At 58.3% G+C, this 24956-nt stretch carries 14 protein-coding genes; 12 read left to right on the top strand and 2 right to left on the bottom strand.

What is annotated here, in order from left to right; genetic code table 11:
- Positions 1 to 82 precede the first annotated feature (82 nt).
- Positions 83 to 691, top strand: coding sequence for a LysE family translocator (locus tag CPA59_RS20095; protein WP_107760563.1), 609 nt, complete (start codon positions 83 to 85; stop codon positions 689 to 691).
- 99 nt (positions 692 to 790) lie between these two features.
- Here the strand turns inward: CPA59_RS20095 and CPA59_RS22950 are convergent, their stop codons facing one another.
- Positions 791 to 949, bottom strand: coding sequence for a hypothetical protein (locus tag CPA59_RS22950; protein ID WP_159077961.1), 159 nt, complete (start codon positions 947 to 949; stop codon positions 791 to 793).
- Here CPA59_RS22950 and CPA59_RS20090 point away from each other — a divergent pair, their 5' ends adjacent.
- From CPA59_RS20090 to CPA59_RS20060, 7 genes are all read left to right on the top strand, one after another.
- Positions 950 to 2092: a thioredoxin family protein gene (locus CPA59_RS20090; RefSeq protein WP_107760562.1), complete on the top strand. Its 1143-nt coding sequence runs from the start codon at positions 950 to 952 to the stop codon at positions 2090 to 2092.
- Positions 2093 to 2521: 429 nt separating this feature from the next.
- Positions 2522 to 3328 (top strand): efflux RND transporter periplasmic adaptor subunit, encoded by an 807-nt coding sequence (locus CPA59_RS20085; RefSeq protein WP_038920360.1) that lies wholly within the window; start codon positions 2522 to 2524, stop codon positions 3326 to 3328.
- A complete protein-coding gene (locus tag CPA59_RS20080) occupies positions 3325 to 4644 on the top strand; it encodes an efflux RND transporter periplasmic adaptor subunit (RefSeq protein WP_107760560.1) in 1320 nt (439 codons plus the stop codon). The genes CPA59_RS20085 and CPA59_RS20080 overlap by 4 nt, the downstream gene beginning before the upstream one ends.
- Complete coding sequence (locus CPA59_RS20075) at positions 4641 to 6749, top strand: biotin/lipoyl-binding protein (protein WP_107760558.1); 2109 nt, start codon at positions 4641 to 4643, stop codon at positions 6747 to 6749. Before CPA59_RS20080 ends, CPA59_RS20075 begins: the two co-directional genes overlap by 4 nt.
- A 362-nt stretch (positions 6750 to 7111) precedes the next feature.
- Positions 7112 to 7999, top strand: coding sequence for a phage tail protein (locus CPA59_RS20070; protein WP_049854750.1), 888 nt, complete (start codon positions 7112 to 7114; stop codon positions 7997 to 7999).
- A gap of 107 nt (positions 8000 to 8106) precedes the next feature.
- A complete protein-coding gene (locus tag CPA59_RS20065; protein WP_174213755.1) occupies positions 8107 to 13986 on the top strand; it encodes a DUF4347 domain-containing protein in 5880 nt (1959 codons plus the stop codon).
- Positions 13987 to 14075: 89 nt separating this feature from the next.
- The gene (locus CPA59_RS20060; RefSeq protein ID WP_049854748.1) at positions 14076 to 15584 is read left to right on the top strand and encodes a TolC family protein; all 1509 of its coding nucleotides are present in this window, start codon (positions 14076 to 14078) and stop codon (positions 15582 to 15584) included.
- A gap of 84 nt (positions 15585 to 15668) precedes the next feature.
- Here CPA59_RS20060 and nifJ read toward each other — a convergent pair whose 3' ends face one another.
- On the bottom strand, positions 15669 to 19181 hold the full coding sequence (nifJ, locus tag CPA59_RS20055; RefSeq protein ID WP_107760556.1) for a pyruvate:ferredoxin (flavodoxin) oxidoreductase: 3513 nt from the start codon (positions 19179 to 19181) through the stop codon (positions 15669 to 15671).
- A 574-nt stretch (positions 19182 to 19755) separates the two neighbouring features.
- Between nifJ and CPA59_RS20050 the strand changes: the two genes are divergently transcribed.
- The 4 genes from CPA59_RS20050 to nifK all read left to right on the top strand — a co-directional run bounded on the left by CPA59_RS20050 (position 19756) and on the right by nifK (position 24953).
- The gene (locus CPA59_RS20050; protein ID WP_038920353.1) at positions 19756 to 20502 is read left to right on the top strand and encodes a hypothetical protein; all 747 of its coding nucleotides are present in this window, start codon (positions 19756 to 19758) and stop codon (positions 20500 to 20502) included.
- 407 nt (positions 20503 to 20909) lie between these two features.
- The gene (gene nifH / locus CPA59_RS20040) at positions 20910 to 21791 is read left to right on the top strand and encodes a nitrogenase iron protein (RefSeq protein WP_022635034.1); all 882 of its coding nucleotides are present in this window, start codon (positions 20910 to 20912) and stop codon (positions 21789 to 21791) included.
- A 60-nt stretch (positions 21792 to 21851) separates the two neighbouring features.
- Positions 21852 to 23300 carry a nitrogenase molybdenum-iron protein alpha chain gene (gene nifD / locus CPA59_RS20035; protein ID WP_038920352.1) on the top strand — a complete coding sequence of 483 codons (1449 nt, stop codon included), beginning with the start codon at positions 21852 to 21854 and terminating at the stop codon, positions 23298 to 23300.
- Positions 23301 to 23384: 84 nt separating this feature from the next.
- Positions 23385 to 24953 (top strand): nitrogenase molybdenum-iron protein subunit beta, encoded by a 1569-nt coding sequence (nifK, locus tag CPA59_RS20030; RefSeq protein ID WP_107760552.1) that lies wholly within the window; start codon positions 23385 to 23387, stop codon positions 24951 to 24953.
- The last annotated feature ends 3 nt before the right edge of the window (positions 24954 to 24956 follow it).

Genomic DNA, 24956 nt, shown 5'->3' with positions numbered 1-24956 from the left:
TTAGGAGCGGACTATATCGGTATACCGAACCCGGAACGATACCCAGATCAAACACTGTTGGCTTAATTGAGGTAATATCAACATGATTCATGAAAATGAATACATAAAAGTTATATTCTATATCGCATTATTTCTGAGCATTCCGGGGCCGACCAACACTTTGCTTCTTTGTTCTGGTTATACCCACGGTTTTATTAAAAGCATAAAACTGATTTTATCAGAATGGCTCGGATATCTATTGGCAGTCTCTGCATGGGGGCTGTTGTTTACTTATTTGGCACAACATGGAAATCTGGTGCTGAGCGTCATTAAATTGTTCTCGGCCTGTTATGTCGTCTATTTGGCGATAAAAGTGTGGCGGTTTTCGCTTCATCAAATTAGCGGCAATATCACTTTCGGCACGGTCTTTATCACGACCTTACTCAACCCCAAGGCCTTTTTATTCGCCGATTCCATCATTCCTCCGTCGGCTTTCATATATCAAGACAGTTATATTCAAGCGATGTTCGCTCTGCTGTTGGCATTGCTTCCCATTTCTTTTATATGGACCTACGCCGGCACGCTGATTAGTCTCAACGACGCTTTAAGTCAGCGCAGGCTAAAGCCAACGCTGTTTTATCGCGGCGCTTCGCTCGTCATCTCTCTTTTCGCTGCGTCGATGTTTTATAAATCGGCGTCAACGATGTTTTAGTGCAAGGATCGCAGCAGCCCATTATTGCGCTGTTGTCGATCGCCACGACAAATTCATAATCGGGTCTTTGCCTCTCATCGGGTTTAACAAAAGCATTAATCAACAAGGCAGCACCGACAACCCCATGGCGGCCATAGCGGTAATATCGGCCTGCAAATCAGCGGACTGTTCCGGATACGTGATGCCGATAGCGGGCGGCAAGCGGTGATTCAAGCCCAAAACACGCTCGACCTGATTGACGGCACTGATGGCGGTCATATGGGTCTGACCCAGCGTGTCTTTAACCAGAATTCTTTGTGTACCGGTATTTTCCTCTATTTCCACGATGAATTCGTGCGAGGCGCCCGGCCCCGGTTTATTCCCACGTTGCTGCTGTTTAAGCATGGGAAGCTGGCCTCGCGGCAAATGGGCGCCCTAACGCTATCGGAGCTTAAGCAATGGCTACAGTCTGAGGGCATCGTTCTGGAAAACCTGCCGGCCGCATCGCTTCGAACCGACGCGCCCTGGCCTGCGTTTTACGGTGACCCGCCATTACACGCCTTTCTGGCGCAGCGGCTGAGACAGCATGCCGCCGCAGGGGCGGTGGTGCGCGCTTCCACACCGTATTGGGCGGACGAGCGCGGGACGATTTCCGCCACGCTGGCGCACCATGAATCCATGACGGTGTTTGAGCGTGTGACCGGACTGCCGACCGCTTTCGCCGTGATTCTGGAGTCGGCGCCGTTCCTGACGCCGGAACAGGCCGAGGCACTGTTTGAGGTGTTGACGCCGGACAAGGACATCTGGGCGGTGCCGCTGCAATGGGTGCGCTTTTTGTTGATCGATGCCTGCCAGCCCTGGTCTGACTGGCTGCGGGCGCCGCAGTTGGATGCCTTGCGTAAACAGTGGCTGGCGCTGACCGACCGCTATTTATCGGGACAGGCGGTGTCGGAACGCGACTGGGAGCCTTTCCGGCAATATACCTCCGCCTGGAAAGCCGAACAGGACGCGACGCAAGAGCTTGAGAATGCGCTGGTCGATATCCTCGCCGCATTGTCGCCTGCCCCTGTCGCGGCTTCGGAAACATGGCAAACGCTACGGGATCCCATCAATGTCATTTTGTGGCAAATCGCGCAAATTGACGCGGGCTGGACGCCGGCGGAACGGGCCATGCCGGCAAAACGCGACCTCTGGTTCAAAGCGCAGGAAGACTTGATGTCTGATCAGGCGCCGACTAACGAGAAGTTCAACGCATGGCAGACGAAATGGCAGGAGGAAAACGCTGATTTCGCCGCCAAAGATGAGGCGTTTTATCAAACGGTTGATGCCCGGCTTGCCGTGCTGGAACAACCGCTGCAAGCACACTTGTTGACGCTGTTACGCCAGTCGCCGCGTTTTTTGCCGCCTGAAGATCTCGACTGATTTTTCTCATCTCACGCGTTTTACTCTTGGGGAATGCGGCCTCTCATTGCTGAGAGGACCGCATAAAAGAGGAGGCGGCCTGATTGCTTTATCACTAATTTTTTTTACACGCTAACGTGTGTGAGCGCCGTGGAGCGATACCTTCATTAGTCGGTGACTGGGGTGAGCGAGGGCAGCCAACGCAGCGGTAACTTGAAGTATGATGGATATATGCCGTGATACCCGCGTCATAAACGTGTGACGGAAATAATCGACAGAACCGCGACCGATGGCGTTCAATGTGCCCTCGGTCGTTTTGTTTGCCCTGATGACTGATTTGATTCGCGTCTGATGGACGGACGGCGGATATATTTCTGTGGCTCAGCGATTCAGAGCCGATAACCTGTTAATAATTAAATTTATGCTACAACGAGATTAAGGCAGGCTGGTGTGAATAATTTCAGCAAATTCATGTTTTGTGATGCGTTGAAGGTGTTGGTTTTCTGTACTGCGGGATTCAGTGGAGCGAGCCAGGCCAGCGCTCCCGAACTTTCCCCGCTTCCCACTAGCGCGGGTCAGCCGCTTGCGACGGCAGACAATCAGGCGCGTGGGATGCTGGTGGCGGTGGATCAGGCGACGATTTCCAGCGATCTGGCCGGGCGCATTGTGGAAATGCCGTTCAGGGAAGGGGAGTCATTCAAAAAAGGCGACCTGCTGGCGCGTTTTGACTGTGCCATCTATCAGGCGCAGTTGGCGGCGTCTCAGGCGGCGATGCGCGCGGCGGAAGCGGAACTGAGCCAGAACCAGCAACTGGCGCAACTGAAGTCGGTGGGAAAGCACGCGGTATCCTTGTCCGCCGCGCGTCTGGCGCAATCGCAGGCGGAAAGCCAGGTTTACCAGATTCAGGTTAATCGTTGCCGTATTCTGGCGCCGTTCGACGGTCAGGTGGTTAAGCGGCGCGCTCAGGCTTATGAAAGCGTCGCGCCGGGCGCGCCGGTGCTGGATATCGTCAACAACCGCCATCTGGAGATTAATCTGCTGGTGCCGTCCCGCTGGCTGTCGATGTTGAAACCCGGGCTGACCTTTACGTTTACGCCCGATGAAACCGGCACGCCGCTGCAGGCCAGCGTATCCAGACTGGGGGCGCGTATTGATGAAAGCAGCCAGACTCTCAGCCTGACCGGCGTCATCGAAACCAAAGACACTGCGTTGATGGCAGGAATGAGTGGCACAGCACATTTTCCGGAGAAACCGTGAGCAATACGCCCCCTGTTTCCGGCGAACGTATCTTCGCCCGCTTTCTGGACATCGAACGTCAGGCGCGCTCGGCGAACACGACCGAAGCGCTGGCTTATTGCATCGTTAACGACAGCCAGACGCTGTTTGGGTTTCGCCACGCCGCGCTGGTGATCAACGGCACGGTGCGGGCGGTGACTGGCGTGACTCAGCCGGCGCCGCATGCGCCCTTTGTCGCGTTTATCGAGCGAGCCGGCGCGCAGTTGCAGAACGCTCGGCAGCATGAGCAGTGTGCGGTGGTAACCGCAGCGTCGCTGGATCAACAAAGCCGTAATGACTGGCTGGCGTTGTCGGCGCCCGAAGTGCTGTGGGCGCCGCTGCAAGACCGTCAGGGACGCACATTTGGCGGCATCTGGTATGCCCGCGAGCAGCCCTGGCAGAGCGCCGAGCAATTGCTGGCGGAACAACTGGCTCATGCGTTTAGTCATGCCTGGCTGGCGCTGGAGCCGCAACCGGTCTGGCGGCGCACCCGCTGGCGGTGGAAACTGGCTATTCCCTGCCTGCTGCTCGTCGGGTGCCTGTTCATCCCGGTGCGTCAGTCAGTGCTTGCTCCGGCAGAGGTGATTCCGTTCAACGGGCGAGTAGTCGCCGCGCCGCTGGATGGCGTGATTCAGGCGTTTGCCGTTCAACCAAACCAGAGCGTGCGCAAGGGCGACCTGCTGGTGCGCTTTGACGATACCACCCTGAAAGCGCAGGCGGATGTTGCCGAACGGGCGTTGAATGTGGCGGAAGCGGAGTACCGCGCCAATTCGCAACGCGCTTTTCAGGACGCCGATTCCAAGGCGAAGCTGGATTTTCTGGCCGCACAGGTGGCGCAAAAGCGCGCCGAGCGTGATTACGCCAATGCCTTGTTGAGTCGCGCTGAAATTCGAGCAGAACGCGACGGCATCGCGGTGTTTGCCGAGGCCGAACGCTGGACCGGTAAACCGGTCCGTACCGGTGAACGATTGATGGAATTAGCCGATCCGGCATCGGTATCGCTGCGCATCGAACTGGATGTCGGCGATGCCATTCGACTGGAGCCGGATGCGCCGATCACCCTGTTTCTCGATAGCGATCCGGTGACGCCGCATGGCGCCCTGCTGGATCGCGTCGCTTACGAGTCGGAACAGACCCCGGCGGGCAACCTGGCTTACCGGCTGGATGCGCGTTTCACCGGCGAGCCGCCGCGCATCGGGCTACGCGGCACCGCTAAAGTTTCCGGCGAATATGTGCCGCTGGCGGTGTATCTGTTCCGGCGGCCGCTCGCCGTGTTGCGTCAATCGGTCGGTCTATGAGTGGTTTTCTGCCCGAACTGAGAACCGACCTGCAACTGGTGGAGTCCGCCACCGGTCTGGACGGCGCGCCGCAGTGGGTGCTGGCCGACCCGGTCACCGGGCGCTACTTTAAACTGGCACCGTCGGCGATCCGTCTGTTGCGGCACTGGTCGCTGCGCCATCCCAAATGGGTGCTGGACGCCGCCAACCGCGAGCCCGGTTTGCCCTTGCAGGATAAAGAACTGGAACAACTGCTGCGGTTTCTGCGTAACCACGATCTGATTGCCGCCAGCGACCCGCTGCAACGGCAAGGCTATGCCATCAAGGCTGCGGCATTGCGGATCAGTCTGTGGAAAACCCTGCTGCATCAGTATCTGTTTTTCCGGATTCCATTATGGCGTCCGGACCCGGTGCTCAGCCGTTGCTGGCCCTGGCTGCAACGTTACGGCCGGCCGTTTCTGCGGATCGCGTTACCGCTAATACTGCTGCTGGGGGGATTTTTAGTCAGCCGGGACTGGGTCCGTTATATCCACTCTTTTCCCCATCTGTTCAGCCTGCAAGGGGCGGCCGCCTTCGGTGTGGCGCTGGTCGGCGCCAAATTCATCCATGAGCTGGGGCATGCTTTTATGGCTAAACGCGCCGGTTGCCGGGTGCAAAACATGGGGGTGGCCTTTATCGTGCTGTTCCCGCTGTTTTATACCGATGTCAGCGACGCCTGGAAGCTCCGGGACCGCCACGCCCGGCTACTGATCAGCGCGGGCGGTATTCTGGCGGAGCTGATGCTGGCATGCGTCGCCCTGCTGGCGTGGTCGCTGCTGCCTGACGGACCGATACGCACCGCTGCTTTCATGCTTTCCAGCGTAACCTGGATAACCACGCTGGCGGTTAACCTCAACCCGTTGATGCGTTTTGACGGGTACTTTCTGCTGAGCGACTTTTGGCGGGTGGAAAACCTGCAGGAGCGCGCGTATGCCCTGTGTCGCTGGCGGCTGCGCGAAGCGCTGTTCGGCTACGGCCGCCCGGCGCCGCAAACCTGGTCGCCCGCGATGCAACGCAAACTGCTGATCTGGGGATACGCCTCGTGGATATGGCGTTTCTTTCTGTTTTTCGGCATTGCGCTGGTGGTGTATCACTTTTTTATCAAGGTGGTCGGCATCGTCCTGATGCTGGTGGAAATTGGTTGGTTTATCGCGCTTCCAGTGGTTAAGGAAGCGCATATCTGGTGGTCCATGCGTAAAACTGCTCATCCTGTCAGCCTGTGGCGTTCGGGGTTGATTTTGGCGGCTGTGCTGCTGTTTCTGCTGTTTCCCTGGCGCGGCAGCGTCCGTATTCCGGCGGTGCTGGAGGCTGAAAACGTCAGCGTGCTTTACGCGCCCATTGCCGCACAGGTTAAAGCCTTGCATGTAACGGACGGCCAGCAGGTGAAAGCCGGCGAGGTGTTGCTGGAACTGACGTCGTCCGATCTGGATTATCGCATCAACATTGAACGCCAGCAGATTGCGGTGTTGCAGCAAAAACGGCAGCGGGGCGCCGGGCGTCAGGAAACCGCCAGCGAAACCCAGGTGCTTGACAGGCAACTGGCCGAATCGTTGGCTCGTTATCGGGGACTGGATGCGCAGCGTCAGCGGTTGTCGATCACGGCGCCGCAGGCAGGGAAAATCAGAGATGTGGCGCGGGATATGACCGCAGGCCGCTGGCTGACCACCGACATGCCTTTGTTACGTGTCGTCGAGCAGGGGAGCGGAAAAGTACAAGGGTATTTGCCCGAAGACACGCTGAAACGGGCTCAGGTGGGCATGACCGGTGATTTTATCGCGGATGACCCGGCTTATCCCCACATTGCGGTGCAGTTGAAAGACATCGCGCCAACCGGCGTGGCCTGGCTACAGCAAGAGATGCTGGCGTCCGATCGCCACGGCCCTATCGCCGTGCGCCGGGATCGGGACCATAACCCCCAACCGGTGCAGGCGCAGTATGGCGTCCGTTTTACGGTGCAGGACGGGCGGTTTTCGCCGCCGCAACAGCCGCTACGGGGCAGCGTCATTCTTGAAGGAGAAAAAGAATCCATCCTCGGTGCGGTATGGCGTCGGGTGGCGGCGCTGGGGATCCGGGAAAGCGGTTTCTGATGCGAATACGCCGGGAGGCTTCAGGGGATGTTCGTCATATTGGCTGTGGCCGTAAGGCGTTTGTCATCGTTATAAGGTGAGGATTCGCTGTGATATGGCTCCGAACGGGTGCGGCCACACTATCTTATTCTAATTAAAACAAAAAAAATTGTTTTTTCTATTTATTTCATTTGAATGAAAAATGTAAAGTAGTGTTGTTTTTTTGTAGGGAATTTTTCTCTGGCTGAGCTATATTCCAGAGTAGTCATACAGATTTTACAGCGTCACCGTAGTCTTGTTATTTGATTTTCAATCCAAATTATAATGCTGGCTATTAATAACGTTAATTTATTAAACCAACTATTCCTCCAGGAGGGATGTGTATGAGGCATATTCAGCGTTTATTTGTAAAATCAGCCATCACTACTGCTATTGCCGTGAGCGCTTTTCTGCCCCAAAGTGCGGCAGCTTGTAATGACGAAGCCTACACCGGCACCGTGTGTTCTTTTGCCATGTCTTTTTGCCCGCGCGGCTGGCTTCCGGCCAACGGTCAGACTGTCCCTATCAATAGCTATCAGGCGTTGTACTCCCTGCTGGGATTCCAGTTCGGCGGCAACGGCTCAACCACCTTCGGGATACCTGATTTGCGTGGACGCTCGGCAGTCGGAACGGGTACCGGGCTCGGGTTACAGACCGTCACCCTCGGGCAGAAAATCGGTAATCCGGCGGTGAATGTTACCGTGCCTTTACCCGCGCATAACCACATCGCGGCCTTTACCGCAACCACCTCTACGACCACGGTAACGGTGCCGGAAAAAACCGGTACCGGGCTAACGGTAAGCGGCCAGACCATCACCAATACGCACAGCCTGACGGCAGCGACTTCCGGCCTGCTGAAGATTGCCGGGGGGGCGACTGTCGCCGGTAGCGCGCCGCTACCCACCAATGGCGCGATACTGGCCAAACCCGCGTTGGGGGCACCTAATATTTATAATCCTACGGCGGCTGCCGATACTACTATCGGGCCTAGCCAGACGCTTACCGGCCCGGTGAGCGGCACCATTACCTCGTCTATTAGCGGCGGTACGGTAACGGGTACGCCAACGATTCCGTCGTTCCCGATAACGATACCGACAGTCACTGGCGGAACAGTGGCGGTAAGCGTGACAGGGGTAGCGCAGCCGGTGGTTAACGTGGCGACCCAGTCGCCTTCGCAAGGGCTGACTGTTTGCATTATGGCCAATGGACTGTATCCACCGCGTCCTGATTGATGACTAACAGGATGGTTCGCGGGGCAATTATCTGAAAAAACAGACCAGTTCGGCATAACGCGGGCTGGTCTGTGTTGTAAATAAATCACATCCTGAAAGGTATCCTTATGTTGTGGCGTCATTGGCTGGGTAAAAAAAGTCGTCAGGTTTCACAGGGCGCTGAGTTCAACGCGGAATCGCCTCTGGGGGTCATGCTGGAAGCGCGAATGCTGTTTGATGGCGCGGTGGCTGCCACTGTTGAACAGACTGCCGCCACTCAAAATACGGCTACGCAAACCGCGACAACCGATACCGCGTCGCATGCCGACAGCAGTCAATCTGACCAAAAAGCGACTGAGGCGACCAGCCACAATACCGATACCCAGGATTCGACGACTTCGGCAGACAGCAGCGTTGCGGTTGCTGGCAGCGCCACGCATAAAGAAGTGGTGTTTATTGACACCTCGGTGGCGGATTACCAGCAGTTGGCCAGCGGTGTGAAAGACGGGGTTGAGGTGGTGCTGCTGGATGCCGGCAAGGATGGATTAAGCCAGATAGCGCAATGGGCGCAAACGCATACCGGTTATGAAGCCATCCATATCATCAGCAATGGTGGCGAAGGCAGCCTGACGCTGGGGAGCGTCACGTTGACCGACAGTATGCTTGCCAGCAGACGCGCCGACCTGACGACCATCGGCCAGGCGTTGAGCGACTCCGGCGATATTCTGCTTTATGGCTGTAATGTGGCGGAAGGAACCAATGGGCAGGCTTTCATCAGCGATCTGGCCGCACTAACCGGGGCCGATGTGGCGGCGTCTACCGATCTGACCGGGTCGGCGACGTTGAACGGCGACTGGGTGTTGGAAGCGCAAGTAGGCGAGATAAACACCGACATCGCGCTAACGGCGGCTACGCAGAGCGAATATACCCGCGTGCTGGATACCTTTACTTTTGAAGCCGGTTCCAGCGGCGGTAGCGGTAATAACCAGACCTGGCAGGAAGGGACGCACACCCTGCATTTCGATTTTGTCGGTAACGTGCTGGCTGGGTTAAACAGCGATGGCAATACCATGATATACGACGTGCAAACGGATGGTTCCAGCTCGTCAAATTCGCTGACTTTCACCATCAGCATTCCCGGCTATATTTTTGACTTGTCTTCACTGGATATGTTGAATGCCGATGGCGTCGGGAACATGAACTACACGGTTTCATCCAGTAAATCGACCAGTGGGGACAATAAGAGCGGGGTACTGACATTTCCCGGGGCGGTGTCTTATACCACGGTCAGCGGCTTTAACAGCAATTTTGTCGGCGTGTCCTCAATTACCATTACTACCTCGGGTACCAACGAGTACTACCTGGATAACCTGGTGTTAAACAATATTCGGGCCGCGTCTTCGGTAGATGCGACATCGACCGTGACTGCCGGGCCGGCCAGCGAAGCGACGACATTCTCCACCACCGCCACCTCTGCGGCCAGCGCCGCCTCGCTGCTGGACTTCACCATTACCGACCCCGGTACGTCGGATGGTTCGGCCACCACCGTCAGCGCTTTTTACGCCAATGTCAGCGGGACGGCGACGTCATCGGAACTGAGCCAGATGCGGTTTCTGCTCAGCGGCCCGGATGCCACCAACGTAGTTGGTACGTACGACAGCAGCACCGGCAGAATCACGTTTTCCGGGCTCAGCCTGTCGATTGCCAATAGCAGCAGCGAAACTTACACCATCAAGGCGTATTACAACGACAACACCGGCAGTAACGACATTACGGATCACCACACGGTGGTGCTGTCGGTGAATGCCAGCAGCTTCACTACCGGGTCAGGCAGTTCCACCTTTGCCGGCAGCCAGGCCAATGTGACCAACGGCAGCGGCGCCAGCATTGATGTGGCGGCAACCAAACTGATTTACAGCCAGTCGCCGTCCACCGCGGTGGTCAGCGGCATTAACTTTACCACCCAGCCTGTCGTGATCGCCGTTGACGATCGCGGCAATATCGATACTGATTTCAGCGGCACCGTCACGCTGAGCGAAAATGGCAGCGGCTCGCTGACCGGCACCACGTCGGTGGCGGCATCAAGCGGTATCGCTACCTTCAGCGGCGTGAAATACACCTCGGCCAGCGACGCCGACGCCAACTTTGTGCTTACCGCCGCATCTGGCAGCCTGGTCAGCGCCGCCTCGGCGTCAATTGATCCGGATGTGGTCGCAACAAGGCTGGTTTTTTCCACCCAGCCGGTGCCCGTCACCATTCAGAATGGGCAAAGCACCAGTTTCAGCACGGTGCCGGTCGTGCAGGCGGTAGATGCCAATGGCATGGTGGATCAGGATTACACCACCAATATCGTGCTCTCGGTGACCGATCCTAACGACGGCACCGTTGACGGCACCGTCAACAGCCTGTCGGTCACCTCCGGCGATCAGGACGCCAGCGGCACGACGGTGACGCTGACGCCCTCCGGTGGTATTGCCACCTACACCGGCCTCATTATCCAGTACACCAACAGCGGCAGCACCAATACGCTGGCGCTGCGGGCTACCTCGGGCGGCCTGACGGCGAGCAACAGCTCGTCGATAACCTCGACCTCCAATACCGCGCCGGTATTCAGCAACCTGAACGGCGGAGCCACCTATACCGAAAATGGCAGCGCGGTGGTGATAGACAGCGATGTCACGGTCGCTGACACCGAGCTGGATGCGCTTAACACCGGACTTGGCAACTATAACGGCGCGTCGATTACCATCGCCCGCAACGGCGGAGCCAGCAGTAATGATATCTTCGGCAACAGCGGCTTGCTGGGGATGCTGACGCAAGGACAAAACTTCACGTACAACGGCACGACGGTGGGCAGCGTCACCACCAATTCGAACGGTACGCTGGCGCTGACGTTCAACATCAACGCGACCTCGGTCATCGTCGATGCCGTGCTGCAATCCCTGACCTATGCCAACAGTTCCGACAATCCGCCGACCAGCGTAACCCTGAACTGGACCTTCAATGACGGTTCGCTAAACAGCGCCGGCAGCAATCAGGCGGTGCTCACTATTACGCCGGTCAACGATGCGCCGACTTTATCCAGCGGCGCCACGGTTACGCTGACCACCACGACGGAAGACGTCACCTCGTCGTCCACGGCGGTGTCGTCGTTGTTGAGTGCTACAGGTTACGCGGATGTGGACAGCGGCGCCGTCAGCGGTATCGCGCTGACGGCGCTGACCGGCAACGGGACGTGGCAATACTCGACGGACAGCGGGAGCAACTGGTTCAGCGTCGGCACGGTATCCAGCTCGTCGGCGCTGCTGCTCAGTTCGACGGCGCAGATCCGCTATGTGCCGGACAGCGCCAATGGCGAAACCGCCACCTTCAGTTTCAGAGCCTGGGATCAAACCAGCGGTACGGCGACAGTAGGTGCCAGCAAGGGGCTGGCGGATACCTCGACTACCGGCGGCAGCAGCGCGTTCTCTAGCAACAGCGCGCAGGCGTCACTGGCCGTGAGCAACGTCAACGATGCGCCGACTTTATCCAGCGGCGCCACGGTTACGCTGACCACCACGACGGAAGACGCCGCTTCGTCGTCCACGACGGTATCGTCGCTGCTGAGCTCTGCAGGTTACGCGGATGTGGACAGCGGCGCCGTCAGCGGTATCGCGCTGACGGCGCTGACCGGCAACGGGGCGTGGCAATATTCGACGGACAGCGGGAGCAACTGGTTCAGCGTCGGCACGGTATCCAGCTCGTCGGCGCTGCTGCTCAGTTCGACGGCGCAGATCCGCTATATGCCGGACAGCGCCAATGGCGAAACCGCCACCTTCAGTTTCAGAGCCTGGGATCAAACCAGCGGCACGGCGACGGCGGGCGCGAGCAAGGGGCTGGCGAATACCTCGACCACCGGCGGCAGCAGCGCATTCTCCGCCAACAGCGCGCAGGCGTCACTGGCAGTGAGCAACGTCAACGATGCGCCGACCTTATCCAGCGGCGTGACCGTTGCACTGACGCCGACGACCGAAGACGTGACATCTGCCGCGACCACTGTGTCGTCGTTGCTCGGCAATGCCGGCTATGGCGACGTAGACAGCGGAGCCTCCAGCGGTATCGCCATTACCTCGACGGTGGGGAATGGCGGCTGGCAATACTCCACCGACAGCGGAGCCAACTGGTTTAATGTCGGTACGGTATCGGGGTCATCTGCCCTGTTGCTTGGTTCGACGGCGCAGATTCGCTATATGCCGGACCGCGCCAACGGCGAAACCGCAACGTTAGGTTTCAGAGCCTGGGATCAAACCAGCGGCACGGCGACGGCGGGTGCCAGCAAGGGCCTGGCGGATACCTCGACCTCCGGCGGCAGCAGCGCGTTCTCTACCAATAGTGCGCAGGCGTCGCTGGCGGTGACCAGCGTGAATGATGCGCCGACCGTCGGCAGCACTGTCAGTGGTCAAAGCGCGACGAAAGATACGGTGTTCAGTTTCACGGTGCCAGCCGGTACGTTTATTGACGTCGACAGCAGCGACACGCTGACGTTGAGCGCGACGCTGGCGGATGGTTCACCGCTGCCGGTCTGGCTGGCTTTCAACCCGTCGACGCGCACCTTCTCGGGCACGCCGGGCAACAGCGATGTGGGCAACCTGACCATCCGGATAACCGCGACCGACAGCAGCAATGCCTCGGTCAGCACCACCTTCGGGTTAACGGTTAACAACAGTAATCTTCCGCCGGTCGTTTCCCTACCCGTGGCCGACCAGACCATCGCGCAAAACGGCAGCTTCAGCTTTGCCGTACCGGCCGGCACTTTTACCGATCCCGATGTCGGCGACACGCTGACGTTAAGAGCGACGCAGGCGGATGGTTCGGCGCTGCCGGGCTGGCTGGCTTTCAACCCGTCGACGCGCACCTTCTCGGGCACGCCGGGTAACGGCGATGTGGGCAACCTGACCATTCGGGTGACGGCGACCGACAGCGGCAATGCCTCGGTCAGCACCACCTTCGGGCTGGCCGTCACCAACGTCAACGATGCGCCCGTGGTGTCCGGCTCGCTGAATGCTCAAACGGCGACACAAAACGGTGGCTTCAGCTTTACCGTACCGGCCGGTATTTTCACCGATCCCGATACCGGCGATACGCTGACGTTGAGCGCGACGCAGGCGGATGGTTCGGCGCTGCCGGGCTGGCTGGCTTTCAATCCGCCGACGCGCACCTTCTCAGGCACGCCGGGCAACGGCGATGTGGGTAACCTGACCATTCGGGTAACGGCGACCGACAGCGGTAATGCCTCGGTCAGCACCACCTTTGGGCTTGTCGTCACCGGCAGCAGTGTGGATAACAGCAATAATGTGGATAACGGCAATAGTGTGGATAACGGCGACCCGGAATTCAGGGTCAACGGCGTGGGGTCGATGCCGACTAACGCTGCGCCGGTGCCGATGATTACGGTGGCGCCCAATGCGCCGATCACGTTAGGCGCATTATTTGCCCCGACGCCGCTCGGCTCACTGAATACCGGCGTAACGACAGACAACACGACGGCAACGTCAACGATCTTTCAGGCGTCCCAGAATACGCAGCAAACCGGTAGCGCGCCGGTCAGTCAGATCGCCGGTGCCTTCGGGCAGGGCGCTGTTTCCGGCGGCGCCAACCGGTTTGAAAGTTCGCTGGGGTCATTCCCCAGTTTCAATACCGGCGGCGCGCTGGGCGGAAGCTCTTCGCTGGCAGGCGTGTTTTCAGGGATCAACCTGCCTTCCTTGTCGCCGATGGCGGTGTTCTCCGGCGGTAGCTGGCGTGACATTAGCGTCAACGCAGGCAACACCGGAAATGAGGCGCGGCTTACGACGCCATCCGGCGGCATGGCGATGGAGTTCGCCCCCGGCCTGGAGCGTCAGTTGCGGCACATTGGGGACATGGAATCGCAACGTTTGGCCGCCATTGAACAGGCGTTGCTCGATATGGGGCAGTTCAATAGCGTTCAGGCCGATCGCGGTCAGAGCAGTAACGATAGACAGCAAGGATAAACGCGGTCTTGGGACAAGGCATTCGTGGCAATAGCAGTAGTGATGACAATAGCAGCCGAAAAATAACAACAAAGGTCAGGAGTGAAATCGTGTCAAAGGGTCGGAAACTTTTCAGTCTCAGCCTCATCGTCATGACGATGAGCGGTTGTGCCGTCACCAGTCAGCCTATTTCGAAAGAACAAAGCGAGCAACGTATCCAGCTGGATAAGGTCGCCATGTTCAGCAAACAGGAGCCGGTAACGGCGCCCATTACCTTGTACGATGCGATGGCGAGGGCGCTTAAATACAACCTGGAAGCCCGGCTTAAGGTGATGGAGCAGGCGTTGTCGCAACAGCAACTGGAGCTGGCGCGCTATGACATGCTGCCCCAGATGGCGATGTCGGCGGGCTATGTCGGGCGCAGCAACACCAGCGCGTCCAGTAGCCGCAGCATCGAAACCGGGCGGCAATCGCTGGAGCCTTCCACCTCGCTGGAACGCGACCGCGACGTTGCCGACCTGACGATGGTGTGGAACGTGCTGGATTTCGGCGTCAGTTATGTCAGCGCCAAACAAAAGGCCGATCAGCGCTGGATCGCCGACGAGCGTAAGCGCAAGGTCGTCCATACCATTATTCAGGACGTGCGCTCGGCGTACTGGCGGGCGGTAGCGGCAGAGCGCCTGCTGGGGCGGATTGATAGCCTGATCGATCGGGTGAATCAGGCGCGCGAAGCCAGTGAGCACATGAGTACGCAGCAGGTCGGCGATCCGGTTGAAGCGCTCAGTTATCGCCGTGCGCTGATTGACGCGGTGCGCCAATTGGAAGAACAACGCCGGGCATTGTCGCTGGCGAAGACCGAACTGGCGACGTTGATGAATCTGCCGCTGGATACCCCGTATACGCTGGCGTTGCCGAACAGTAACGACATGCCGGTGCCGCAATTAAACGTCGACTTCAATACCCTGGAACAGACCGCGCTGCTTAGCCGTCCGGAACTGAAGGAGCAGGATTATCAGGTGCGCGTTCACGCAGCTGAAACCCGTAAATCTCTGCTGCGCATGTTGCCGGGGCTGGAGGTCAGCGCGGGCGGCCACTACGACAGCAACTCGTTCATGGTTAACCAGAGCTGGGCCGACGTCGGCGTGAAGGTGACCTGGAACCTGTTTAATCTGCTGTCCGGACCGGCGGCGTATAAGACCGCTCAGGCCAATGAAAAGGTGTCGGAAGTGCAGCGTCAGGCAATGTCGCTGGCCGTTATGGCACAGTTGTATATCGCCCGCGCCAACTTCAACGAAGCGGTGCGCCAGTATAAAACCAGTGTGGAACTGCGCGATCTCGACGGCCAGATTGCCGAACAACTGCGCAATCGCTATAAGGCCAACAGCATCGGCGAACTGCAATTGATTCAAGGCGAACTGAACGCCCTGAATGCTAATCTGCGTCAGGATCTGGCCTACGCGGAATTGCGCAATACCTACGGCCAAATTCTCTCGACCGTTGGGTTGGATTTGCTGCCGAAAACGCTGCCTTCCGACCGGCTGGCGGATATCAGTCAGGCGCTGCGCCAGTCTGAAACCAACTGGCAGCAAGGGAAGATCGGCGCGTTGCAGTCATTCTGATTCCCCGGTGATTAAGATGGCGCCTGCAACGCAGGCGCCAGAGCAACGGCTATCCTTGCCTGACAATCATAGGCGCTGGCAGCATTACCCCTCCGCCAGACGTTTGTACCGCTCGAAACGCTCTCTGGCGTCCTGTTCGGTTTTGGCGAACAACTGACTCGCCTGCTCCGGGTACTGGCGCCGTAACGCGCTATAGCGCACTTCTCCCATCAAAAAGTCCTGGAAATCGGCTTCCGGTTCGTCGGAGTCCAGCGTGAACGGGTTTTTGCCCGCCGCCTGCAACTGCGGGTTAAAGCGATACAGGTTCCAGTATCCTGCTTCCACCGCCTTCTTGGTTTCACGCTGGCTGCATCCCATGCCGGCTTTCAGGCCGTGATTGATACAGGCGGCGTAGGCGATGACCAGCGACGGGCCGGGGTGGGCCTCCGCTTCGGCGATGGCGCGCAGCGTTTGCGCCTTGTCCGCGCCCATCGCTACCTGCGCCACGTACACGTAGCCGTAGCTCATTGCCATCAGGCCGAGGTCTTTCTTGCGGGTGCGCTTGCCTTCGGCGGCGAATTTCGCCATCGCCGCCGCCGGGGTGGATTTGGACGACTGGCCGCCGGTGTTGGAATACACCTCGGTGTCGAACACCAGCACGTTGATGTCTTCGCCGGAAGCCAGCACGTGGTCCAGCCCGCCGAAGCCGATGTCATAGGCCCAGCCGTCGCCGCCGAAAATCCATTGCGACCGTTTGGCGAGGTAATCCCGGTTCTGATAGAGACGGTTGAGCACCGGATCGTCGCCTTTTTCATGCTCCAGCAGGGTGATTAACCGATCGGCCCGTTCGCGGGTGTCGTCGCCGCGGTCTTTCAGTTCCAGCCACAGGTTGAGCGCGTCGGCCAGCGCCGGGCTGAGCGGTTGCATCAACGCCGTCGCGGCGTCGCCGGCCAGCTGTTCGCGGATGGCGTTGCCGCCCAGCAGCATTCCCAATCCGAATTCGGCGTTGTCCTCAAACAGCGAGTTGGCCCAGGCGGGGCCGTGTCCGCGGTGGTTGGCGGCGTAAGGGATGGACGGCGCGCTGGCGCCCCAGATGGAGGAGCAACCGGTGGCGTTGGCGATCAGCATGCGGTCGCCAAACAGCTGGGTAATCAAGCGGGCGTAAGGGGTTTCGCCGCATCCGGCGCAGGCGCCGGAGAACTCCAGCAGCGGCGTCTCGAACTGGCTGCCCTTGACGGTGGTTTTGCTGAACGGGTTGGCTTTGGGCGGCAGGCCGAGCACCTGTTCCCACAGCGCGATTTTGGGCTGCTGCGACGTCAACGGCTGCATGGTCAACGATTTACCGCGCGACGGGCAGATATCCACGCAGTTGCCGCAGCCGGAGCAGTCCAGCGGCGACACCGCCAGATGGTAATGCAGCGTTTTAGCGCCGGTGGCCGGTTTACTGAGCAGGGTGTCGGGCGCCAGCGCCCGCTCTTCTTCGGTCAGCAGCGCCGGGCGGATGGCGGCGTGCGGGCAGATAAACGCGCACTGGTTGCACTGGGTACAGCCTTCCGGTTGCCAGGCGGGCACGCTGATGGCGATGCCGCGTTTCTCAAACGCCGCGGTACCGAGCGGAAAGGTGCCGTCTTCCATGCCGGTAAAGGCGCTGACCGGCAAGTTATCGCCCTCCTGCCGGTTCATCGGCGTCAGAATACGCCGGATAAAATCGGGCTGGGTGTCGTCGAGGGTCGCAACAGGTTCCGGCAGGTCGGCCCACTCGCTCGGGATGCGCACCTGAACCGGCGCCTGCATGCCCTGATCGATGGCGGACTGATTCATCTCCACCACGCTCTGGCCCTTCTTGCCGTAGGACAGGGCGACCGCGCTTTTCAGGTAATCGGCGGCGGTATCGGCGGGAATAATCCCGGTCAGTTTGAAGAATGCCGCCTGCATGATCATGTTGAAGCGGCCGCCCAGCCCGAGCTGTCGGGCGATGTCCACCGCGTTGACCACATAGAAGCGAATCTGGTTGCGCGCCAGATAGCGTTTCATCGCCGCCGGCAACGCCGCTTCCAGCTCCGTCGGGTTCCAGGTGCAATTGAGCAGGAAAATGCCGCCGGGTTTCAGCCCCGCCAGCAGGTCGTATTTATCGACGTAGGATTGCTGCGAACAGGCGATAAAGTCGGCGTTGCGGATCAGGTACGGCGAGGTAATCGGCTGGGAGCCGAAACGCAGGTGCGACACGGTAATCCCGCCGGATTTTTTCGAGTCGTAAGAGAAATAGGCCTGCGCGTACATCGGCGTCTGATCGCCGATGATCTTGATGGCGCTTTTATTGGCGCCGACCGTACCGTCGGAACCGAGTCCCCAGAACTTGCAGGCGGTGGTGCCCGCAGGCGCGGTATCGATGTCATCGACCGGCAGCGGCAGCGAGCTGTGGGTGACATCGTCCACGATGCCGACGGTAAAACCATCCTGCGGCATGGGCTGCAGCAGGTTATTGAAAACTGCGGCGATGTGCGCCGGTGCGATATCTTTGCCGCCCAGCGCATAGCGGCCGCCGACGATCAGCGGCCGGGTATCGTGATTGTAGAAGGCGTTTTTTACGTCCAGATACAGCGGCTCGGCCTGCGCGCCCGGTTCTTTGGTGCGGTCCAGCACCGCGATGCGCTGCACCGTGGGCGGGATGGCGGCAAAAAAATGCGTCAGCGAAAACGGGCGGTACAGGTGCACGGTCAGCAGCCCGACCTGTTCGCCGCGCTGGTTGAGGTAATCGACGGTTTCCTGAATGGTTTCGCACACCGACCCCATCGCGATAATCAGGCGTTCGGCGTCCGGCGCGCCGTAATAGTTGAACAGGTGGTATTCGCGGCCGGTGAGCCGGCTGATGTGCGCCATCGTCTCCTCCACCAGTTCCGGCAGCGCCTGATAGAAACGGTTAACCGATTCCCGCTCCTGAAAGTAGATATCCGGGTTTTGCGCGGTGCCGCGCGCCACCGGGTGGTCCGGATGCAGGGCGCCGCGGCGAAAGCGCTCCACCGCCTGCCGGTCCAGCAGCGCATCCAGTTCGTCGTACTCCAGCAGTTCGATCTTCTGGATCTCGTGGGAGGTACGAAAACCATCGAAGAAGTTGATGAACGGCACCCGGCCTTTGATCGCCGCCAGATGCGCTACGGCGGACAGGTCCATCACCTGTTGTACGCTGCTCTCCGCCAGCATGGCGCAGCCGGTTTGCCGCACCGCCATCACGTCCTGGTGGTCGCCGAAAATATTGAGCGAGCTGGTGGCCAGCGCGCGGGCACTGACGTGGAACACCGCCGGCAATAGCTCGCCGGCGATTTTGTAGAGGTTGGGGATCATCAGCAACAACCCCTGCGACGCGGTATAGGTGGTGGTGAGCGCGCCGGCCTGCAACGAACCGTGCACCGCCGCCGCCGCTCCGGCTTCCGACTGCATTTCCACCATTCTGACCGGCTGGCCGAACAGATTCTTTTTGCCCTGCGCCGCCCATTCATCCACGTTTTCAGCCATTGGCGTGGAGGGGGTGATGGGATAGATTGCCGCCACCTCGGTAAAGGCGTACGAGATATACGCCGCCGCGGCGTTGCCATCCATTGTTTTCATCTTTCTTGCCATGTACGGGTTCCTCTCTGTGGTGTCGAAGGCCGCCAGCTACGCTTTGCCGGCTGACGCACCGTCATGGGCTGACCTAGCACGGCTTATGCCAGTTAGCGCCTGATACAGAAAAGGCAGAAAATTTAAATGGTTACGATGGCTGCTGCTGCGGCTGTGGCGATGCGGCGCCGGTGTGATTGAGCGGAACAAGACACGGACTGCGACATCCTGTCGGCCTGCCAACAAAGTGTTGTGCCGCGTCCCGCACTTGTGGCTACTGTTGCCGGGCGTCAGACGAGGGCGGCGCGCATAATAGAGTCGCCGCCATCAAATTTGTGGCCTGATAATAAGAAATACGCTTTTGAATTATTTTATTCTAAATAATATGCGTGGATGTTTTAAAAATATCTCTATATATCAATGGTGATGGATTATGCGATGAATTAAGTAATTCAATTGGCATTAATGGATTAGTATTGACGAAAATATCATATTCTATTTTCTTGAGAGGAAAATATTCACTGCCTACAGTTATCAGACGGCGGTGATATTACCGCTTTCACTCCAATATATTATTCATTAAGAGGAACGGAATATGGCTATTGCAGTTGAAACCCTGAATGCGGTGCAGTTGAAAAAAAGTATTGATGACGGCAGCCGTACCACATTAGGTACGGGGGATGCAGTGACATTCACGAATTTACCCAATCAGCCGGTTGCCATTGTGGCGTATAACAATACCGGGAATACAACCAGTTTTAATGTGGTATATAACAATCAGGCCCCGACCAGTTATCAGATTGATTCCGTACAGTCCCAGGGTTTTTCTCTCGGGCTGGCTTATCTCATCAATCCCGGCGTGACCCATGCCAGCGAGATCACGGTTTCCGTACCGAAAACGGAACAGCAGGGATCGTCCATTGATGTCTATGCGGTCAGTCTCTATTTTCCGCTGGGTAAAATCCAGAATCAGGAAATTCCGCTGGATGGGCGTGCCGTACACTTTAACGGTTATTCCCGCTCGTACGCCACCCCGCCGCTGGCCTGGTATGCACTGACCGTTCAATCCGGTAATACCGGGCAGGTGGGGCTGTATTTCTCCGGCAATCGTATTGATGTTATTGCGGTTAATACGCCAAATGAAATCAAGGAGGTATTAAGAACCAAAGTGATTGCCACCTCCGGCAGCGGTATTGCCAGCGCGGATTTTGATATTCTGGTGAATCCGGGGAATTCTTATACCAAGAATTTTTACGGTGTTTCGAGCCAACTGGTTTATTCACCGATATCCGCGGCTAATACCACCCAGGATGGCTCCATCTCTATACAGAAAATTTCATAACGATGGTTTTTTTCTGAAAAGATAATTCAGAATCATAGATAAAATATGTATAAATGTATTCTTCAATAATAACCACGTTTGGATAACATACGTGGTTTTTTTATTTTTCTTTTCATTCATCTTCTTTATCACATCGACTATGGCGGCGTTTAAGAAAACGTACCGTATTCCGATTGCATGCCGGTTGGCGGCGCTGCCGGCCGCATACCGCATTCAGACGCTATCCTGATTGTCCCTTTTCCAACAATTGGTCTGCCGATTGTCTTGTCTCTGTGCCGCCGTGGCGGCTGACGTTTTATAAAAATCAAAGTAAATCAATGAATTGATGGATATGGCCCGGCTGGTACGTTCCCTGCACTCCTCATGGGGTGTGCAACAAGCATTCAACCCGAACAGGAGAAGCAATCATGGCAATGCGTCAATGCGCCATCTATGGCAAGGGCGGTATTGGTAAATCCACCACCACCCAGAATCTGGTCGCCGCGCTGGCGGAGATGGGGAAGAAGGTGATGATCGTCGGCTGCGACCCGAAGGCGGACTCCACTCGCCTGATCCTGCACGCCAAGGCCCAGAACACCATCATGGAAATGGCGGCGGAAGTCGGCTCGGTGGAAGACCTCGAATTGGAGGACGTGCTGCAAATCGGCTACGGCGGCGTGCGCTGCGCTGAATCCGGCGGTCCGGAGCCGGGCGTGGGCTGTGCCGGTCGCGGCGTCATCACCGCCATTAACTTCCTCGAAGAGGAGGGCGCGTATGAAGAGGACATCGACTTCGTGTTCTACGACGTACTGGGCGACGTGGTGTGCGGCGGCTTCGCCATGCCGATCCGCGAGAACAAGGCGCAGGAAATCTACATCGTCTGCTCCGGCGAGATGATGGCGATGTACGCCGCCAACAACATTTCCAAAGGCATCGTCAAATACGCCAAATCCGGCAAGGTGCGCCTGGGCGGGTTGATTTGCAACTCCCGTCAGACCGACCGGGAAGATGAGTTGATCATTGCGCTGGCGGAAAAACTCGGTACCCAGATGATTCACTTCGTGCCGCGCGACAACATCGTGCAGCGCGCCGAAATCCGCCGCATGACGGTGATCGAATACGACCCCAAATGCAATCAGGCCGATGAGTACCGCACGCTGGCGGGCAAGATCGTCAACAACACCAAAATGGTGGTGCCCACGCCGGTGACGATGGACGAACTGGAAGCGTTGCTGATGGAGTTCGGCATCATGGAAGAAGAAGACACCAGCATCATCGGCAAGACCGCCGCCGAAGAGAATGCCGCCTGATGAACCCTGTGCCGGCGGCCGCGGGGGCGGGCGTCTGGCGATGAATAAAGGAAAGCCGGAATGACAAACGCAACGAGTGAACGCAATCAGGCGATCATCCAGGAAGTGCTGGAGGTCTTCCCTGAAAAAGCGCGCAAAGAGCGCAAAAAACACATGATGGTGACCGACCCGGCGATGGACAGCGTGGGCAAATGCATCGTGTCCAACCGCAAATCCCAGCCGGGGGTGATGACCGTTCGCGGCTGCGCCTACGCCGGTTCCAAAGGCGTAGTGTTCGGCCCGATCAAGGACATGGCCCATATTTCCCACGGGCCGATCGGCTGCGGGCAGTATTCCCGCGCCGGACGCCGCAATTACTACACCGGCGTCAGCGGCGTGAACAGTTTCGGTACCCTGAATTTCACCTCTGATTTTCAGGAAAAAGACATCGTGTTCGGCGGCGATAAAAAACTCACCAAACTGATTGAGGAACTGGAACAGCTGTTCCCGCTGACCAAGGGCATTTCCATTCAGTCGGAGTGCCCGGTGGGGCTGATCGGCGACGACATCGAAGCGGTCGCCAACGCCAGCCGCAAAGCCATCGGCAAACCGGTGGTGCCGGTACGCTGTGAAGGGTTTCGCGGCGTGTCGCAATCGCTCGGGCACCACATCGCCAACGACGTGATCCGCGACTGGGTGCTGGATAACCGCGACGGCAAACCGTTCGAATCCACGCCGTACGACGTGGCGATCATCGGCGACTACAACATCGGCGGCGACGCCTGGGCCTCGCGCATTCTGCTGGAAGAAATGGGGCTGCGGGTGGTGGCGCAGTGGTCCGGCGACGGCACGCTGGTGGAGATGGAAAACACCCCGCATGTGAAGCTGAATCTGGTGCATTGCTACCGGTCGATGAACTACATCTCGCGTCACATGGAGGAAAAACACGGCATTCCGTGGATGGAATACAACTTCTTCGGTCCCACCAAAATCGCCGAGTCGCTGCGCAAAATCGCCGCGCAGTTCGATGAAACCATCCAGAAAAACGCCGAGGCGGTGATCGCCCGCTATCAGGCCCAAACCGACGCGGTAATCGCCAAATACCGCCCGCGGCTGGAAGGGCGCAAGGTGCTGCTGTACCTCGGCGGGCTGCGGCCGCGCCACATCATCGGCGCGTATGAAGACCTCGGCATGGAGATCATCGGCACCGGTTATGAATTCGGTCATAACGACGATTACGACCGCACCTTGCCGGAGCTGAAGGAAGGCACGCTGATGTTCGACGACGCCAGCAGCTACGAGCTGGAAGCTTTCGTCAAGGCGCTGAAACCGGACCTGATCGGCTCCGGCATCAAGGAAAAGTACATCTTCCAGAAAATGGGGGTGCCGTTCCGTCAGATGCACTCCTGGGATTACTCCGGTCCGTACCACGGCTATGACGGCTTCGCCATCTTCGCCCGCGATATGGACATGACGCTCAATAACCCCAGCTGGAGCGAATTAACCGCCCCGTGGCTGAAGTCCGCCTGATGATTATTTATCAACGATGATTGTTTATAAAACCAGCCTGATATCCCGTCAGTTCACCGATTAGTGGCGCGGGAGGAGAACACCATGAGTCAAACTGCTGAAAAAACCCAGCCCTGCTACCCGTTGTTCGAGCAGGAGGAATACCAGACGCTGTTTCGCAACAAGCGCGGTATGGAGGAAGCCCACGACGAACAGCGCGTGCGCGACGTCTTCGAGTGGACCACCACTCAAGAGTACCAGGAACTGAATTTCCAGCGCGAAGCGCTGACCATCGACCCGGCGAAAGCCTGCCAGCCGCTGGGCGCGGTGCTGTGCGCGCTCGGGTTTGCCAATACCCTGCCTTACGTACACGGTTCGCAGGGGTGCGTGGCCTATTTTCGTACCTACTTCAATCGTCACTTTAAAGAGCCGATCGCCTGCGTTTCCGACTCGATGACCGAAGATGCCGCGGTATTCGGCGGCAATAACAATATGAACAGCGGCTTGCAGAACGCCAGCGCGTTGTACCAGCCGGAAATGATCGCCGTCTCCACCACCTGCATGGCGGAGGTGATCGGCGATGACTTACAGGCCTTTATCGCCAACGCCAGGAAAGATGGATTTGTCGCCGCGGACATGCCGATTCCATACGCCCACACCCCGAGTTTTATCGGCAGCCACATCACCGGCTGGGACAACATGTTCGAAGGTTTCGCCCGCACTTTCACCACCGGCGAAGGGAAAAACCATCAGCCCGGCTCGCTGGCGCGGCTGAATCTGGTTACCGGGTTTGAAACCTACCTCGGCAACTACCGGGTGATAAAACGGATGATGGCGCAGATGGAAGTGCCGTGCAGCCTGTTGTCGGATCCGTCCGAGGTGCTGGATACCCCGGCCGACGGTCACTACCGTATGTACGCCGGCGGCACCAGCCAGCAGGAGATGCGCGACGCGCCGAACGCCATCGATACGCTGCTGCTGCAGCCGTGGCATCTGGTGAAGACCAAAAAAATGGTGCACGACGAATGGGGCCAGCCCGCCACCGAGGTGCCGGTGCCGATCGGCCTGGCCGCCACCGACAAACTACTGATGACGGTCAGCGAACTGACCGGTAAACCGATTGGCGAGGCGCTAACGCTGGAGCGCGGCCGGCTGGTGGACATGATGCTCGACTCCCACACCTGGCTGCACGGCAAGCGCTTCGGCCTGTACGGCGATCCGGATTTTGTCATGGGGTTAACCCAGTTTCTGCTGGAGCTGGGCTGCGAACCGACGGTGATCCTGTGCCACAACGGCAGCAAACGCTGGCAAAAGGCGATGAAGAAACTACTGGAAGCGTCGCCCTATGGTCAGGACAGCGAGGTGTACATCAACTGCGACCTGTGGCACTTCCGCTCGCTGATGTTTACCAACAAACCGGATTTCATGATCGGCAACTCCTACGGCAAGTTCATTCAGCGCGACACGCTGGCGAAGGGCGAACAGTTTGAAGTGCCGTTGATCAGGCTCGGCTTCCCGCTGTTCGACCGTCACCACCTGCATCGCCAGACCACCTGGGGTTACGAGGGAGCGATGTCGATCCTCACCACGCTGGTGAATGCGGTGCTGGAGAAACTGGATCACGACACCATGACGCTCGGCAAGACCGATTACAACTTCGATCTGATCCGCTGAGGT

This window comes from Dickeya sp. Secpp 1600 (genome assembly GCF_003049805.1).
GTDB lineage: Bacteria > Pseudomonadota > Gammaproteobacteria > Enterobacterales > Enterobacteriaceae > Dickeya > Dickeya fangzhongdai.
Note: the sequence above shows the minus strand (reverse complement) of the source record. Positions and strands in the feature narration are given on the sequence as shown.

Excerpts from the sequence above, each read along its gene's own strand:
- nifD (WP_038920352.1), top strand. The coding sequence starts at position 21,852 with ATGACAAACGCAACGAGTGAACGCAATCAGGCGATCATCCAGGAAGTG.
- CPA59_RS20065 (WP_174213755.1), top strand. The coding sequence starts at position 8,107 with ATGTTGTGGCGTCATTGGCTGGGTAAAAAAAGTCGTCAGGTTTCACAG.
- CPA59_RS20095 (WP_107760563.1), top strand. The coding sequence starts at position 83 with ATGATTCATGAAAATGAATACATAAAAGTTATATTCTATATCGCATTA.
- CPA59_RS20050 (WP_038920353.1), top strand. The coding sequence starts at position 19,756 with ATGGCTATTGCAGTTGAAACCCTGAATGCGGTGCAGTTGAAAAAAAGT.
- CPA59_RS20090 (WP_107760562.1), top strand. The coding sequence starts at position 950 with ATGGGTCTGACCCAGCGTGTCTTTAACCAGAATTCTTTGTGTACCGGT.
- CPA59_RS20075 (WP_107760558.1), top strand. The coding sequence starts at position 4,641 with ATGAGTGGTTTTCTGCCCGAACTGAGAACCGACCTGCAACTGGTGGAG.
- nifH (WP_022635034.1), top strand. The coding sequence starts at position 20,910 with ATGGCAATGCGTCAATGCGCCATCTATGGCAAGGGCGGTATTGGTAAA.
- CPA59_RS22950 (WP_159077961.1), bottom strand. The coding sequence starts at position 949 with ATGACCGCCATCAGTGCCGTCAATCAGGTCGAGCGTGTTTTGGGCTTG.
- nifK (WP_107760552.1), top strand. The coding sequence starts at position 23,385 with ATGAGTCAAACTGCTGAAAAAACCCAGCCCTGCTACCCGTTGTTCGAG.
- CPA59_RS20070 (WP_049854750.1), top strand. The coding sequence starts at position 7,112 with ATGAGGCATATTCAGCGTTTATTTGTAAAATCAGCCATCACTACTGCT.
- nifJ (WP_107760556.1), bottom strand. The coding sequence starts at position 19,181 with ATGGCAAGAAAGATGAAAACAATGGATGGCAACGCCGCGGCGGCGTAT.